15 protein-coding genes are annotated in these 13223 nt (G+C 71.8%); 10 read left to right on the top strand and 5 right to left on the bottom strand.

From position 1 onward, the window contains the following. Positions 1 to 27 precede the first annotated feature (27 nt). Entirely contained in the window at positions 28 to 1050 is a 1023-nt protein-coding gene (locus AB0I21_RS05695; protein ID WP_360559245.1) for a cobalamin-dependent protein, read from the bottom strand. Continuing rightward, a complete protein-coding gene (locus AB0I21_RS05700) occupies positions 1047 to 2372 on the bottom strand; it encodes a GAF domain-containing SpoIIE family protein phosphatase (protein WP_360559246.1) in 1326 nt (441 codons plus the stop codon). The genes AB0I21_RS05695 and AB0I21_RS05700 overlap by 4 nt, the downstream gene beginning before the upstream one ends. Before the next feature lie 137 nt (positions 2373 to 2509). Here AB0I21_RS05700 and AB0I21_RS05705 point away from each other — a divergent pair, with 137 nt between their 5' ends. After that, the gene (locus AB0I21_RS05705; RefSeq protein WP_360559247.1) at positions 2510 to 2851 is read left to right on the top strand and encodes an STAS domain-containing protein; all 342 of its coding nucleotides are present in this window, start codon (positions 2510 to 2512) and stop codon (positions 2849 to 2851) included. 162 nt (positions 2852 to 3013) lie between these two features. On the opposite strand, the gene AB0I21_RS05710 is transcribed toward AB0I21_RS05705, so the two are convergent. Continuing rightward, positions 3014 to 3415 carry an ATP-binding protein gene (locus tag AB0I21_RS05710; RefSeq protein WP_360559248.1) on the bottom strand — a complete coding sequence of 134 codons (402 nt, stop codon included), beginning with the start codon at positions 3413 to 3415 and terminating at the stop codon, positions 3014 to 3016. A gap of 147 nt (positions 3416 to 3562) precedes the next feature. Between AB0I21_RS05710 and AB0I21_RS05715 the strand changes: the two genes are divergently transcribed. Next, a complete protein-coding gene (locus tag AB0I21_RS05715; protein ID WP_360559249.1) occupies positions 3563 to 3925 on the top strand; it encodes a TraR/DksA family transcriptional regulator in 363 nt (120 codons plus the stop codon). Positions 3926 to 3986: 61 nt separating this feature from the next. Here the strand turns inward: AB0I21_RS05715 and AB0I21_RS05720 are convergent, their stop codons facing one another. After that, a complete protein-coding gene (locus tag AB0I21_RS05720) occupies positions 3987 to 4217 on the bottom strand; it encodes a hypothetical protein (protein ID WP_344501026.1) in 231 nt (76 codons plus the stop codon). A 94-nt stretch (positions 4218 to 4311) separates the two neighbouring features. Between AB0I21_RS05720 and AB0I21_RS05725 the strand changes: the two genes are divergently transcribed. The 5 genes from AB0I21_RS05725 to AB0I21_RS05745 all read left to right on the top strand — a co-directional run bounded on the left by AB0I21_RS05725 (position 4312) and on the right by AB0I21_RS05745 (position 9590). After that, positions 4312 to 6957 (top strand): response regulator, encoded by a 2646-nt coding sequence (locus tag AB0I21_RS05725; protein WP_360559250.1) that lies wholly within the window; start codon positions 4312 to 4314, stop codon positions 6955 to 6957. A gap of 33 nt (positions 6958 to 6990) precedes the next feature. Further along, on the top strand, positions 6991 to 7365 hold the full coding sequence (locus tag AB0I21_RS05730) for a response regulator (protein ID WP_360559251.1): 375 nt from the start codon (positions 6991 to 6993) through the stop codon (positions 7363 to 7365). Between the two features lie 106 nt (positions 7366 to 7471). Further along, positions 7472 to 9106, top strand: coding sequence for a sodium:solute symporter family protein (locus tag AB0I21_RS05735; protein ID WP_360559252.1), 1635 nt, complete (start codon positions 7472 to 7474; stop codon positions 9104 to 9106). Positions 9107 to 9118: 12 nt separating this feature from the next. Then, the gene (locus AB0I21_RS05740) at positions 9119 to 9403 is read left to right on the top strand and encodes a hypothetical protein (RefSeq protein ID WP_354890025.1); all 285 of its coding nucleotides are present in this window, start codon (positions 9119 to 9121) and stop codon (positions 9401 to 9403) included. A 43-nt stretch (positions 9404 to 9446) separates the two neighbouring features. Further along, positions 9447 to 9590, top strand: coding sequence for a hypothetical protein (locus AB0I21_RS05745; protein WP_360559253.1), 144 nt, complete (start codon positions 9447 to 9449; stop codon positions 9588 to 9590). A gap of 18 nt (positions 9591 to 9608) precedes the next feature. Here the strand turns inward: AB0I21_RS05745 and AB0I21_RS05750 are convergent, their stop codons facing one another. Continuing rightward, positions 9609 to 9920: a hypothetical protein gene (locus AB0I21_RS05750; RefSeq protein ID WP_360559254.1), complete on the bottom strand. Its 312-nt coding sequence runs from the start codon at positions 9918 to 9920 to the stop codon at positions 9609 to 9611. Between the two features lie 3 nt (positions 9921 to 9923). Between AB0I21_RS05750 and AB0I21_RS05755 the strand changes: the two genes are divergently transcribed. From AB0I21_RS05755 to AB0I21_RS05765, 3 genes are read left to right on the top strand one after another with little or no spacing between them, the layout of a single operon-like run. Next, positions 9924 to 10949 carry a hypothetical protein gene (locus AB0I21_RS05755; RefSeq protein ID WP_360559255.1) on the top strand — a complete coding sequence of 342 codons (1026 nt, stop codon included), beginning with the start codon at positions 9924 to 9926 and terminating at the stop codon, positions 10947 to 10949. Between the two features lie 18 nt (positions 10950 to 10967). Continuing rightward, the gene (locus tag AB0I21_RS05760; protein WP_344501042.1) at positions 10968 to 11663 is read left to right on the top strand and encodes a response regulator transcription factor; all 696 of its coding nucleotides are present in this window, start codon (positions 10968 to 10970) and stop codon (positions 11661 to 11663) included. Beyond that, entirely contained in the window at positions 11660 to 13108 is a 1449-nt protein-coding gene (locus AB0I21_RS05765) for a HAMP domain-containing sensor histidine kinase (RefSeq protein WP_360559256.1), read from the top strand. The genes AB0I21_RS05760 and AB0I21_RS05765 overlap by 4 nt, the downstream gene beginning before the upstream one ends. The last annotated feature ends 115 nt before the right edge of the window (positions 13109 to 13223 follow it).

A 13223-nucleotide genomic window follows, 5' to 3' on the forward strand; every position in this document is an offset into this window, starting at 1 on the left:
ACGTACGGTAGTTCAGGCTGTTCAGGGTTACAGGGACTTGAGGTGGCGGGCGGCTTCGGGGAGGGGTTCGCCGACGGTGCGGTGCAGGGCGAGCCATAAGCCCGGGATCGCGCCGGCGGGTTCGCCCCGGGCGGCGAAGAGCGCCGTCAGCCAGTCGCTCGCCTCGCGGAGCAGCCGCGGGTCGTCGGTGAGCAGCGCCGCCGACAGGGCGTGCAGGGCGTGGTCGATCGCGTCGTCGAACAGGCCGCCGTCATGCGAGGCCGGGCCCTGCGAGGCCGGGTCCTGAGGTCCGGAGTGGGGGGACTCGAGCCAGCTCCGGCGGGCCGTGGCGCGGAACTCGGCGAAGCGGACGACCATCTCGGCGTGCTCGTCGGCGCCGGCGTGGCGGGCGCGGTCCGTGGCGGCGCTGTGCAGGTCCCCGCGGGCGACGAGGCCGTCGAGCACCGACGCGGCGGCGCGGGCGTCCTTCGCCCAGCCGGAGGCGCCCAGCGCCCGGGCCCGCGTGTCGTCCGGTCCGAAGGCGCCGCCGCCGACGAGGACCGGCAGGCCGGCCTCGCGGGCGGCGTCGATGAGGCGGCGGGCGGCGGGCAGGGAGGCGGCGACGGAGCAGCTGATCGCGACCGCGTCGGCGTCCACGTCGTCGAGGAATCGGGCGAACTGGCGGGCCGGCATCGACGCGCCGAGGAAGGTGGTGCGCCAGCCGGCCGCCTGCAGGCAGTACCCGACCAGGCGGGCCGGCAGGCCGTGCCACTCGCGCTCCGCGCAGGTGAGGATCACGTGGCCGAGCGGGTCGGTGGGGGCGGCGATGCGGGCGCCGACGGCGAGGGCGACGGACTCGCTGATCGCGGTCGCGGCGTGCTCGTGGGCGACGGTCCATGAGCCGGCCGCCCAGCGCAGGCCGACCTGCTCCTGCGCGCGGCCCACGACGTCGAGCAGGACGTCGACCGGGTCGGCGCCGCCGTCGACCAGCGCGAGCGCGTGTGCCACGGCGCCCGCCGCGTCCCGGCGCTCCAGGAACGAGAAGTACGGCCCGAAGGACAGCGCGGTCACGAGGCGGCCGCCCGCAGGGCCAGGACCGCCAGGTCGTCGCGTTGCGTGCCGTCGGAGCCTTCGAGGACGGCGATCTCGATCGCCTCCACCAGCGCGTCGACGCCCACCTGCGCGTACTGCGACAGCAGCTCGGTGAGGCGCCGCGTGCCGTCGCGGACGCTGTGGTGGCGGGCCTCGGTGACGCCGTCGGTGTAGAGGACGAGGGTGTCGCCGGGTGACAGGGTGACCTCCGCCGGCGTGTACTCGACCTCGGGGACCAGGCCGGCCGCGAGGCCGCGCACCGCGACGGGCTCCACCGAGCCGGAGGCGCGCACAGCCAGCGGCGGCGGGTGCCCGGCGGAGGCGACCTTCACGTGCAGGGCGCCGCAGGGCTGGCGGCGGACCCGGCCGTAGACGGCGGTCACGTACCGGCCGGAGGCGGTGCCGTCGAGCATCGTGTTGAGGGCGCGGAGCACCGCGGCGGGGTCGCGGTCGACGGCGGAGGCGCCGCGGACGGTGTGCCGGGCCTGGCCGGTGACCACGGCCGCCTCGACGCCCTTGCCGGAGACGTCGCCGAGGACGAACGACCAGTCGTCGGGGCTGCCCCACGCGTCGTAGAAGTCGCCGCCGATCTCGGCGTCGGCGGAGGCGGCACGGTAGCGGGCGGCGAGCGCGCTGCCCTCCAGCTTCGGCAGCTCCGGTGGCCGGAGGCTGGCCTGCAGGACGGTGGCCACGCCGGCGCGCTCGGCATACCGGCGGGCGGCGTCCAGCGCGAGCGCGATGCGGACCGCCAGCTCCTCGGCGATGGAGATGTCCTCGGCGACGAACCCGAAGCCGGTGCGGCGGGCGAGCGTCAGCGTGCCGAACGTCGTGCCGCGGGCGGTCAGCGGCAGGCCCAGCACGTCGGCCGGGCGCAGCGCCGCGACCTGCTCGCGCATCCGCTCGTCGGGCACGAGGGCGAGCAGGCCGTCGGGCTCCAGCGGGTCCTGCTCCAGCGAGACGTGCAGCAGCTCCGGCCGCCCAGTGACCAGTAGCCTCGACTGCCCGTCGACCCCGTCGGCGTCGGGATGGCGCCGGGCCGCGGAGGAGGTGCCCGTCTTGTTGACGACGAGGCTGGTGTACGACGCCCCGTCCCGACCGATGAGCATGATCTGCGCCCAGTCGGCGAGGTGCGGCACGCACGCGGTCAGCGAGCGCCGGACGGTGTGCGGCAGGTTGAGCGACCCGGAGACGGTGCGGCTGGCGTCGGCGAGGAACTGGGCCCGCCGCTGGGCGACGGCCAGCATGGCAGCGTCGTCCAGCGAGTCCGGGGCACGCCCCACGAAGCCCAGGTCACTGGTCATGGGTTCGAGTCTGCGTCGTACCCCGGACCGGGTCAAACGGTGTGAGCGTTTGAAGTCCGCCCGATGGGTACCACACACTGTTGACCAGCGATCAGTAGCCGATCCGTAGCTCGGTTCGCGAAAGGACACAGCGCAACGTGGTCAACGACGAGACAGTCTGGGAGCTGTCGGTGCGCCGCGAGGGACAGCGGGCACGACTCGACGCGGTGGGTGACCTGGATCTGGACACCGCACCGAAGTTGCTCACAGAGGTGGTCAAGCAGCTGGACGCAGGCGTGACGGAGCTGGTCATCGACCTGACCGAGCTCGCCTTCATCGACTCGAGCGGGCTGGGGACGCTGGTCGGCTGCTGGCGGCGGGCACAGCAGGCGGGCGCGACCTTCATCGTCGCCAACCCCAACGACGACGTGTCCATGACCCTGGAGATCACCGGTCTGGACCAGATCCTGCCGATCAGGGACGAGAAGCAGGCCGCCTGAACAACGAGCGGACGAGAAGCAGGCCGCCTGAACGACGAACGGGCGAGAAGCGGGCCGCCTGAACAACGGGCGGGCGAGAAGCGGGCCGCCTGAACGACGGGCATTGGCGCTGACAAACGAGAACGACGAGCGCCGGCGCTGATGAACGGGAAGGGCGCCGGCCTAGATCAGCTCGGCCCAGACGATCTTGCCGATCGGTTGCGGGCGGACGCCCCACGAGTGGGCCAGCCGCGACACGATGAACATGCCCCGCCCCGAGGTGCTGGTCTCGTTGTCGATCTCGGAGATCCGCGGCAGGGCGGGGCTCGCGTCGCCCACCTCGATGAGCACCGCGCCGTCGCGGCGCAGCAGGCGCAGCGCGGCCGGCGGGACGCCGTGCCGCAGCGCGTTGGCGACCAGCTCGTGCCCGACCATCACCGCGGCCCGGGTGAGGTGGGGCAGGTCCCACATGTGCAGCGCGCGCGTGATCACCCGGCGGGCCTGACGCGCCCCGCCGGCGGGCACCTCGACGCTGACCGCGTCCGCGCCGGGCGCGACGAGGTCGTCGGGGTCGACCGTGAACACGTTCCTCATGGTGCCCGCTCACGCCCCCGTTGAACAGTGACACGGCGCCGCGAGTCGGGCACGTGACAGGTTTGCGGCAGGTCTGCGATGGGCAAACCGAAACCCAATCGAACTCCAGGGGGGCCCGTAATGCTCGTCCAGCCAGAAATGACGGTCGCCGGTGGCGCGCAGCGCTCTTCGGACCTGCGTGCCGCGCTGTCGGCGCGTCATCAGGAGCTAGCCGACGAGTATGCCGAGGCGGTCGCCGAGATGACCCTCGCGGGTGTGGTCGACGCCGGTGACGACGTCGCCGACCTGGGCACCAAGGCGTTCAGCCGGGACCAGGAGCTCGCCCTCGCGCTGTCGATCCGCGGCCGGATGGACCAGGTGGAGCGGGCGCTGGAGCGGCTCGCGGAGGGCACGTACGGCCGGTGCGAGCGCTGCGCCGAGGACATCCCGGTCGCCCGCCTGACGGCCTTCCCGTCGGTGACCCTCTGCGTCCACTGCAAGAGCCTGACCGAGCGCCGGTAACGCGGAAGACACCGAGCCCAACGCAAGGGCGACGCGACAAGAAAAGATCGACAAGGCGGCGCTAGTGGCGGGCGCCGCTGGCGCTCAGCCGCTCGACGACCCCGAGGGCCCGGTGCGCCGCGCTCTGCAGGTGCGGCAGGTAGTCCGCGGCGGCGGAGTCGGCGGCGAGGTCCTCGGACAGAAACGCCACATAGTTGAGGATGGCGCCCAGCGCGTTGGAAAGGTCGTGGGCCCCGTCGGCGATCTCGGCCCGCAACAGGGCGAGCTCGTCGGCCGGTTCCGTCGCGCCCATCCGTCCCCCTGACTAGAGTGAGTCCCGTTCTACTGTTACGGGGCGTAGTCGAATGGTAACTCTAGTCACAGCACTGCTGGTAGTAGCGGTGTTCTTGCGTGCACTTGTGGGGTACGCCGCCACCCGGGATCCGATCCAGCGGGACATCACGCTGATCTTCCTGCCCCCGGTGGTGGTGTGCGCCACCGCGGTGGCCCGCCAGGTCCTGGTGAGCCCGCTGCCGCTCGCGGCGAGCGCCGCCTCGACAGCGCTGCTGATGCTGCAGCCGTACCTGACGCTGCGGCTCACCGCAAAGCTGCGGCACGTGCCGGCCTGGCTCAGCCGCGCCCTGCTGGTCGCGCTGCTCGCCAGCATCGCCGCCGTCGCGGTCGCGCCCCGGCCGCTCAACCTCGGCTACCTGCTGCTGGCCTCCGGCGCGTTCACCGTCACCGAGGTGATCGCGGGCACGTACCTGCTGCTCGGCGCCCAGCGGCGCTGCGGCGCGGCCCGGGCCAGGCTGCGGCTCGCCGGGGCCGCCACCTATCTGTTCGTGCTGATGATGCTGATGCTGTTCACCGGCGCCGTGCTGTACCCGGGCACGACCAGCTGGCTGGCGCCCGCCGGCCGGGTCGTGGCGCTGGTGTCCGCGGTCGGCTACCTGGTCGCGTTCATGCCGCCCGCGTGGCTGCGCCGGATGATGTCGGCCACCGTCTGGTACGAGGCGACCGAGGACCTCCAGCGGCTGCCGGCCGCGGTCAGCACCGGCCAGGTGTGGCGCCGCTACGTCCAGGTGGTGCACGAGACGACCGGCGCCGACGCCGTCGTGCTGGTCCGCACCGCCCCCGACGACCGCCTGGAGCAGGTCGCCGCCGTCTGCCGCTCCGGCGCCAGCCTGCCGCACGAGCCGATGCCCGAGCTGACCGCCGCCGACCTGCAGGCGCTCCTGACCGCCAGGCAGCCGGCCAGGGGAGACAAGAGCGAGCTGGCCGCCTGGTACGCGCAGACCACCGGCGCCCAGTACGTCACCGCGCTCGAGCTGCCGCTGGCGCAGGGCGAGTGCGGCGCCGTGCTGCTGCTCGACCACTACCGCGCCCTGTTCACCGGCGACGACCTGCGCCTCGCGGCGGTGCTCGGCGGTCAGGCCCAGGTCCTGGCGGAGCGCAGCACCATCGTCGCCGAGCAGCGCCGCCTCGCCGAGCAGCTGGCCGAGTCCGTGGACGCGCTCACGTACGCCAGCCAGGCCAAGAGCGACTTCCTCGCCGGCATGAGCCACGAGCTGCGCACCCCGCTGAACGCGATCATCGGCTTCAGCGACCTGATGCGCGCCGAGCACCCCGACGGCGACCGGCGTGCCGTGCCCGCCGAGTGGGTCGACCACATCCACAACAGCGGCCGGCACCTGCTCTGCCTCATCAACGACATCCTCGACCTGGCGAAGGTCGAGGCCGGGCGGATGGAGCTGCACCCGGAGCCGCTCGCCCTCGACGCCGCGGTCAACGACGTGATCACCGGCCTGCGGCCGCTCACCGACCGCAAGCGCCTCGAGGTGACGATCGACGTGCCGCGGGTCGGGGTCCTCGCCGACCCGCTCCGGTTCCGGCAGATCCTGGACAACCTGCTGTCCAACGCGATCAAGTTCACGCCCGAGGGCGGCCGGATCTCGCTGACCGCCGCGCAGGGCGCCGGCGAGGTCGCGCTGACCGTCGCCGACAGCGGGGTCGGCATCGCCGCGGCGGACCACGGCCGCGTCTTCGAGGAGTTCCAGCAGGTCGGCGACGCCGCCCAGCGGAAGGCCGGCACCGGGCTCGGCCTCGCGCTGACCCGGCGGCTGGTCGAGGCGCACGGCGGCTCGATCGCGCTGCAGTCCGCGCTCGGCGAGGGCAGCCGCTTCACCGTACGGCTCCCGGACGCCACCGCCGAGATCCCCGACGCCGCGACCGCCGAGCCGCTCGCGGACCGGAGCGTCAGCGCGAGCAGCGCGCGCGGCCGGGTGCTGATCATCGACGACGACGCCCGTGCGGCCGAGCTGCTGCGCACCTACCTCGGCGCCGCCGGATACCGGGTGCGGGTCGCGCCCGGCGGCAGCGAGGGCCTGGCCGCGGCGCGGAGCTGGACGCCCGACGCGATCCTGCTCGACGTGATCATGCCGGACATCGACGGCTGGGACGTCATCCGGGAGCTCAAGCAGGAGGACACGCTGCGCGACATCCCCGTCTTCTTCGCCACGATCGTCGACGACCGCAGGGCCGGGCTGTCGCTCGGCGCCACCGACTTCTTCGTCAAGCCCGTCGATCACGACCTGCTGCTCGCCCAGCTCGCCCGGCACGTCGTGCCGGCGAAGGGGGCCGGCGCCGAGGGCGCCTCGGTGCTGGTGGTCGACCGCGACGACCAGACCCGGCACGTCGTCGAGCAGCACCTCCGTGACGGCGGCATCGACGTCGTCACCTGCGACGACGGCCCGGAAGGGCTGCGCCTGTCCCGGGACCGGCGCTTCGATCTGATCATCTGCGACCTGCAGATGGCCGACGTCGACGGCTTCGCGCTCCTCGCCGGGCTCGAGGGCGACCCGGCGACCAGGGGGATCCCGGTCCTGGCGCTGACCGAGCCGGATCTGTCCGACGCCGACCGGGTCCGCCTGACCGGCAAGGTCATCGGCACCATGCCCCGCAGCGCCGCCGCCTCCGACGGCGTCCGCGAGTGGGTCGACCTGGCCGCCGTGGCCAGCACACTGTCCGACGCACGCGGAAACGGAGCGATCTGACATGAGCAGGCCGAGCGCAGCGGAGGTGACGGCATGAGCAAGGTCCTGCTGGTCGAGGACGAGGAGCTGAACCGGGTCCTGGTCAGGGCGATCCTCGCCCGTGCCACCGACGACACGATCCGCCGGGTCGAGCTGGTGGAGGCGGGCAGCCTGCAGGTGGCCCGCGACGCGCTCGCGGAGCACGCCGTCGACCTGATCCTCCTGGACGTCAACCTGCCCGACGGCAACGGGCTCAGCCTCGCCGCCGACCTCAGCGCCCAGCCGGACCGCCCGCAGGTGATCGCCCTGACCGCGAGCGTGCTGCCGCACGAGCGGGCCGCCGCGATGAGCGCCGGCTGCGACGCGTTCCTCGACAAGCCCTACGGCGCGCAGGACCTATTGAAAATCATCGGTGAGCATCTCCCCTGATGACCGGGTTTGAGCGTCACCTACCCGTGGGTAGGTGAATTGACGCTCACTCATCGTCGCCGGGGAGGAACGGGTGCGAACACTCGCCGATGGTCTCCGCCTACAGATGGACGCTCTGGACTACGTCCTGCTGTCGCTCTACTTCATCACCGTCCTGGGCGTGGGCCTCGCCGCCCGCCGCTCCATCAAGAACAGCGCCGACTTCTTCCTGTCAGGGCGTTCGCTGCCCGCCTGGGTGACCGGCCTCGCGTTCGTCTCCGCCAACCTGGGTGCCCTGGAGATCCTGGGCATGGCCGCCAACGGCGCCAAGTACGGCATGATGACCGTCCACTACTACTGGGTCGGCGCCGTTCCGGCGATGGTGTTCCTCGGCATCGTCATGATGCCCTTCTACTACGGCTCCAAGGTGCGCAGCGTCCCCGAGTACATGCGGCGCCGCTTCAACCGCCCCGCCCACCTGCTCAACGCGCTGTCGTTCGCGCTCGCCCAGGTCCTCATCGCCGGCGTCAACCTGTACGCGCTCGCGCTGATCATGCAGGCGCTGCTCGGCTGGCCGCTGTGGACCGCGATCGTCGTCGGGGCCGCGATCGTCCTGGCCTACATCACCCTCGGCGGTCTCTCCAGCGCGATCTACAACGAGGTCCTGCAGTTCTTCGTGATCATCGCCGGGCTGTTGCCGATCGCGATCATCGGCCTGGTGAAGGTCGGCGGGATCAACGGGCTGTTCGACGCGGTCCGCGACACGAAGCTCGGCGAGGCCGGCCTGCACACCTGGGCCGGCACCGGCGGCAGCGACAACCCGCTCGGCGCGCCCTGGTGGGGCATCGTCTTCGGGCTCGGGTTCGTGCTGTCGTTCGGCTACTGGACGACGAACTTCGCCGAGGTCCAGCGTGGCCTGTCGGCGCGGAACATGAGCGCCGCCCGCCGGACGCCGATCATCGCGGCCTACCCGAAGGTCCTCATCCCGTTCGTCACCGTCATCCCGGGCCTGGTCGCGCTCGTCACGGTCAAGGGGCTCGGCGCCGACACGGGCGACCTGCAGTACAACAACGCCATCCCCCTGCTGATGCGCGAGTTCCTCCCGAACGGTGTGCTCGGCATCGCGGTCACCGGTCTGCTCGCGTCGTTCATGGCGGGCATGGCGGCCAACGTCTCCGGGTTCAACACCGTCTTCACGTACGACATCTGGCAGGAGTACGTGAAACGGGACAAGCCCGACGGCTACTACCTGCGCATCGGCCGCTGGATCACGGTCGTCGGCGTCATCATCGGCATCGGCACCGCGTTCATCGCCTCCGGCTACAGCAACATCATGGACTACATCCAGGCCCTGTTCTCGCTGTTCAACGCCCCGCTGTTCGGTGCGTTCATCATCGGCATGTTCTGGAAGCGGATGACCGCGTGGGCGGGCTTCTGGGGGCTGCTCACCGGCACGGTCGCGGCGTTCATCGTCTACGCCGGCTACAAGTGGTGGGGCTGGTTCACGTTCGGCTCCGACCTCGACGAGTCGTTCTGGGGCGCCGGCATCGCGTTCGTGACCGTCGCGATCGTCTCCGTCGTCGTCACCCTCTTCACCACCCGCAAGACCGACGAGGAGCTCAGCGGCCTCGTGTACGGCGTCGGCGACCACGACCTGACCGCCGGCGAGCTCGCCGGTGACCGGGCCTGGTACCGCTCCCCGGTCCTGCTCGGCGCCGGCGCGCTGATCCTGGCCTTCGCGTTCTACCTGCCGTTCCTGTAGGGGGTGCTGCACATGTCCGACCAGCCGACGAAAGCGGAGACCGCCAGGGCGGCCCGGTTGTTCGACGTCCGCCGCGTCATCGGCGGCCTGTTCACCGTGTACGGCGTGATCGTCACCATCGTCGGCCTGTTCGACTCGCAGGCCGAGATCGACAAGGCCGCCGGCGTGCGGATCAACCTGTGGATCGGGCTCGGCATGCTCGCCCTCGGCCTGCTGTTCCTGCTGTGGCAGTGGTGGCGGCCCGCCGAGCCGCCGCCGGCGAGCGACATCCCACCGGCGGACCAGATTCGGGAGTAACAGCCAGTTCCGGGCTCCGGCGCGACAGGGGACACTGCGCGGCATGGACATCGTGCTCGCTGACATCGCGCCGGACCCGGAGCCGTCCGCGGCCGGAGTGGCGGTCGTGGTCGTGATCGGCGGGATCGTGGTGGTGACCGCCGTCATCGTGCTCGTCGTGTGGCTCCTACGCCGGTCCCGGTCCTAGCGCGGCCTCAGAGCAGCCTCAGAACACCAGCCCGATGAGCACCGACGCGGCGTTCGCCCCGAGACTCGTCACCAGCAGCAGCGCCGGGTCGCGGCGGCACGCCAGCCACAGCGCCGCCGCCTCGACCACCACGACCGCCGCCTCCGCGCCCCACAGCGCACCCGCGGACGGGCGCGGCGCCAGCGACCACCACAGCACCGGGTGCGTCAGCAGGTTCACCGCGACCCCGAGCAGCGCCGCCTTCCGCCAGGCCGCCAGGCGGAGCGCCGTCAGCGTCAGCACGTACAGCGGAACCTCCACGGCGAGGGTCAGCAGCAGCGCCGGGATCACCCAATGAAGGTAACGCTGAAGGTAACGCTGCAGTTCCTGGTCGCCGCCGGTGCCGCCCTCACCGTCGCCCTCGGCGCGCCGCTCGCCACGACCGTGCTCGGCCTCATCGCGTTCGGCGTGCTGCACAACGTCCTGGAGCTGCGCTACGTCACCGGGCGGTTCGCGCCGGTGCTCAACGGCCGGTTCCTGGCCGTGCTGCTCGGGCTGATCACCGCGATCGTGCTCTGCCGGCTCGCCGCGATCGTCGTCGGCCAGCCGGCCCGCACCGCGGAGATCCTCATCGGCTACGCCGTCCTCGCCGCCGGGTGCGCGCACGCGCTGCGCGGCTGGCTGCTCGGCCTGTCCGGCGCCGTCCTCGCGGTCGCCGGCGCGGTGTCGCTGACCTGGCCGGCGTACCACTTCGTGGTCCTCGCGCACCTGCACAACGTCGTGCCGCTGTTCTTCCTGTGGGAGTGGGCCGCGACCCTGCCGCCCGCGACCCGCCGCTGGTTCCGGGGCGTCCAGGTGGGTTGGGTGCTCGTGCTGCCGTCGCTGCTGCTGTACGGCGTCGCCGACGCAGCACTGCGGGACGTCTCCGCCTCGGCGGTGGCCTCGTTCGCCGGCGACCCCGCGAAGATCGTCGCGCTCAGCGCCCCACCCGGCGCCGACACGGTCATCGGCGCGCGGTTCCTCGTCGTGTTCGCGTTCCTGCAGACCATGCACTACTTCGTCTGGGTCTGGTTCCTGCCGCGGCACGCGCCGGACGCGGCCAGGGCCTTCGAGCGGCGGGTGCCGTGGCTGCGCGGCCCGCGCGCCTGGGCCCTCGGCGCGGGCCTCGGCGGCGTCCTCGCCATGCTCTTCGCCGTCGACTACGCCTCCGGCCGGGCGATGTACGCGGCATTCGCCTCCTACCACGCCTACCTGGAGTTCCCGGTGTTGCTGGCGTTGCTCCTCGGTGCCGATGCAGCGCGTTCACAGCTGGTTTTCAGGGAAACCGGACCCGGCAGCCAGGAAGCGGCGGCAATGTCGACGGTGACAAGGGAACACTGACGCAACTGGGAGCGAATCATGACGCGGCTGCTTGTGGTCGACGACGAGCCGGACATCGTCGAGCTGCTGTCCGCGAGCCTGAAGTATCACGGCTACGACGTCGCCAGCGCCACCAGCGGCCGGCAGGCGATGGAGGAGGCCCGCCGCTTCCGCCCCGACATGATCCTGCTCGACGTCATGATGCCCGAGCTCGACGGCTTCGAGGTGCTGCGCAAGCTGCGCGGCGAGGGCACCCGCGTGCCGGTCCTCTTCCTCACCGCCCGCGACGCCACCGAGGACAAGATCAAGGGCCTGACCCTCGGCGGCGACGACTACGTCACCAAGCCCTTCAGCCTGTCGGAGATCCTCGCCCGCATCCAGGCCGTCCTGCGCCGCGTCGCCGACCCGGCCGGTGGCGCCGCGGCCGCGTCGTCCCGGCTGACCTTCGCCGACATCGAGCTCGACGAGGACACCCACGAGGTGTTCAAGGCGGGCCAGGAGGTCCAGCTGTCGCCGACCGAGTTCAAGCTGCTGCGCTACTTCATGACCAACCCCGGCCGCGTCCTGTCCAAGGCCCAGATCCTCGACCACGTCTGGCAGTACGACTTCGGCGGCGACGCCGGCGTCGTCGAGTCCTACGTGTCGTACCTGCGCAAGAAGATCGACACCTCGGAGCCCCGCCTGCTCCAGACCCTGCGCGGCGTCGGCTACTCCCTCCGGCTGCCCCGGACATGAACGCCTGGCCGCTCCGCGTCAAGCTCGTCGCCCTGATGCTGTCGCTCCTCACGGTCGCACTGGCGATCACCGGCGGCGTCAGCCTCTACAGCACCCGCTCGTTCGCCTACCAGCGGGTCGAGGACCAGCTCCGCGGCAGCGCCCACAAGCCGGGCGACCCCTGCAGGGTCCGGCAGGATCCGTTCGACGGCCCGGCGCAACGCAGCGCCTACTGGGTCGGCTGCCTGAACAGCGCCGGCGAGATCGCGCAGGTGTACTTCATCAAGAGCGCGAGCAACGACGCGCAGGGCGCGCCAGACCTGCCCACCAGCATCGTCGCGCTCCTCGCAGATACCGACCCGACCCCGCAGGGCGACTACCTGCTCACCATCCCGCCCAAGGGCGGCGTGGGTCACGACTGGCGAATTCTGGTCACGCGCGACCCGATCCGTGGCCCGGTGGTGATCGGCCTGAGCCTGGACGAGGTCGACGAGACGGTCAACCGGCAGCTGTGGGTCACGATCGGCGTCGGTGCGGGGGTCCTCGTGGCGCTCGCGGTGGTCGCGTATCTGCTCGTGCGGTCCAGCCTGCGGCCCCTCGTCGAGGTCGAGCAGACCGCGGAGGCGATCGCGGCCGGTGACCTGACGCGACGCGTACCAGAGGCGCATCCGCGGACGGAGGTCGGCGGGCTGTCGACGGCGTTGAACACGATGCTCGGCCAGATCGAGACCGCGTTCGAGGAGCGGCGGGCCAGCGAGGAGGCGGCCCTCGCGTCGGAGGAGCGCATGCGCCGCTTCGTCGCCGACGCCAGCCACGAGCTGCGCACCCCGCTGACGTCGATCCGCGGCTTCGCCGAGCTGCACCGCCAGTCGGGCGCCACCGACGAGACCGTCGGCCGGATCGAGCACCACGCCACCCGTATGGGCCTGCTCGTCGACGACCTGCTGCTGCTCGCCCGGATGGACCAGCAGCGCCCGCTGGAGAAGAAACCGGTCGACCTGCTGGCCCTGGCCACCGACGCGATGATCGACGCCCGGGTCACCGCCCACCACCACAAGCTGCGCCTGCGCACCCTCGGCGGTGGCGACGACGACGTGGACCTGGAGGAGCCGGTCGTCCTCGGCGACGAGACCAGGCTGCGCCAGGTGCTCCAGAACCTCATCACCAACGCGTTGACGCACACCCCCGCCGGCACCGAGGTGACCGTGTTCGTCGGGACGGAAGGCCGCGACGCGGTCCTCGAGGTCGCCGACAACGGCCCCGGCATGACCCAGGAGGACGCCGACCGCGTCTTCGAACGCTTCTACCGCACCGACCCGAGCCGCACCCGCGCGCTCGGCGGCTCCGGCCTGGGCCTGTCGATCGTCAGCGCCCTGGTGACCGCCCACGGCGGCAAGGTCACCCTGCGCACCGCCCCCGGCGAGGGCGCCGCCTTCCGCGTCACCCTCCCCCTGTACACCCTCTGACCCACCACCCGGCCGCGCTCTGACAGACGTTGGTCAATGCCACGATCTAACCCATTTGTGCCATAGATGCTGCGCGATCTACCCCCGTTTGAAGATCAAACTGCGCGTAGATCGC

This window comes from Dactylosporangium sp. NPDC050588 (genome assembly GCF_040654975.1).
GTDB lineage: Bacteria > Actinomycetota > Actinomycetes > Mycobacteriales > Micromonosporaceae > Dactylosporangium > Dactylosporangium maewongense.

Coding starts and splice junctions, on each gene's coding strand:
- AB0I21_RS05700 (WP_360559246.1), bottom strand. CDS start 2,372: ATGACCAGTGACCTGGGCTTCGTGGGGCGTGCCCCGGACTCGCTGGAC.
- AB0I21_RS05765 (WP_360559256.1), top strand. CDS start 11,660: ATGAACGCCTGGCCGCTCCGCGTCAAGCTCGTCGCCCTGATGCTGTCG.
- AB0I21_RS05735 (WP_360559252.1), top strand. CDS start 7,472: ATGGACGCTCTGGACTACGTCCTGCTGTCGCTCTACTTCATCACCGTC.
- AB0I21_RS05745 (WP_360559253.1), top strand. CDS start 9,447: ATGGACATCGTGCTCGCTGACATCGCGCCGGACCCGGAGCCGTCCGCG.
- AB0I21_RS05730 (WP_360559251.1), top strand. CDS start 6,991: ATGAGCAAGGTCCTGCTGGTCGAGGACGAGGAGCTGAACCGGGTCCTG.
- AB0I21_RS05755 (WP_360559255.1), top strand. CDS start 9,924: ATGAAGGTAACGCTGAAGGTAACGCTGCAGTTCCTGGTCGCCGCCGGT.
- AB0I21_RS05760 (WP_344501042.1), top strand. CDS start 10,968: ATGACGCGGCTGCTTGTGGTCGACGACGAGCCGGACATCGTCGAGCTG.
- AB0I21_RS05715 (WP_360559249.1), top strand. CDS start 3,563: ATGACGGTCGCCGGTGGCGCGCAGCGCTCTTCGGACCTGCGTGCCGCG.
- AB0I21_RS05740 (WP_354890025.1), top strand. CDS start 9,119: ATGTCCGACCAGCCGACGAAAGCGGAGACCGCCAGGGCGGCCCGGTTG.
- AB0I21_RS05720 (WP_344501026.1), bottom strand. CDS start 4,217: ATGGGCGCGACGGAACCGGCCGACGAGCTCGCCCTGTTGCGGGCCGAG.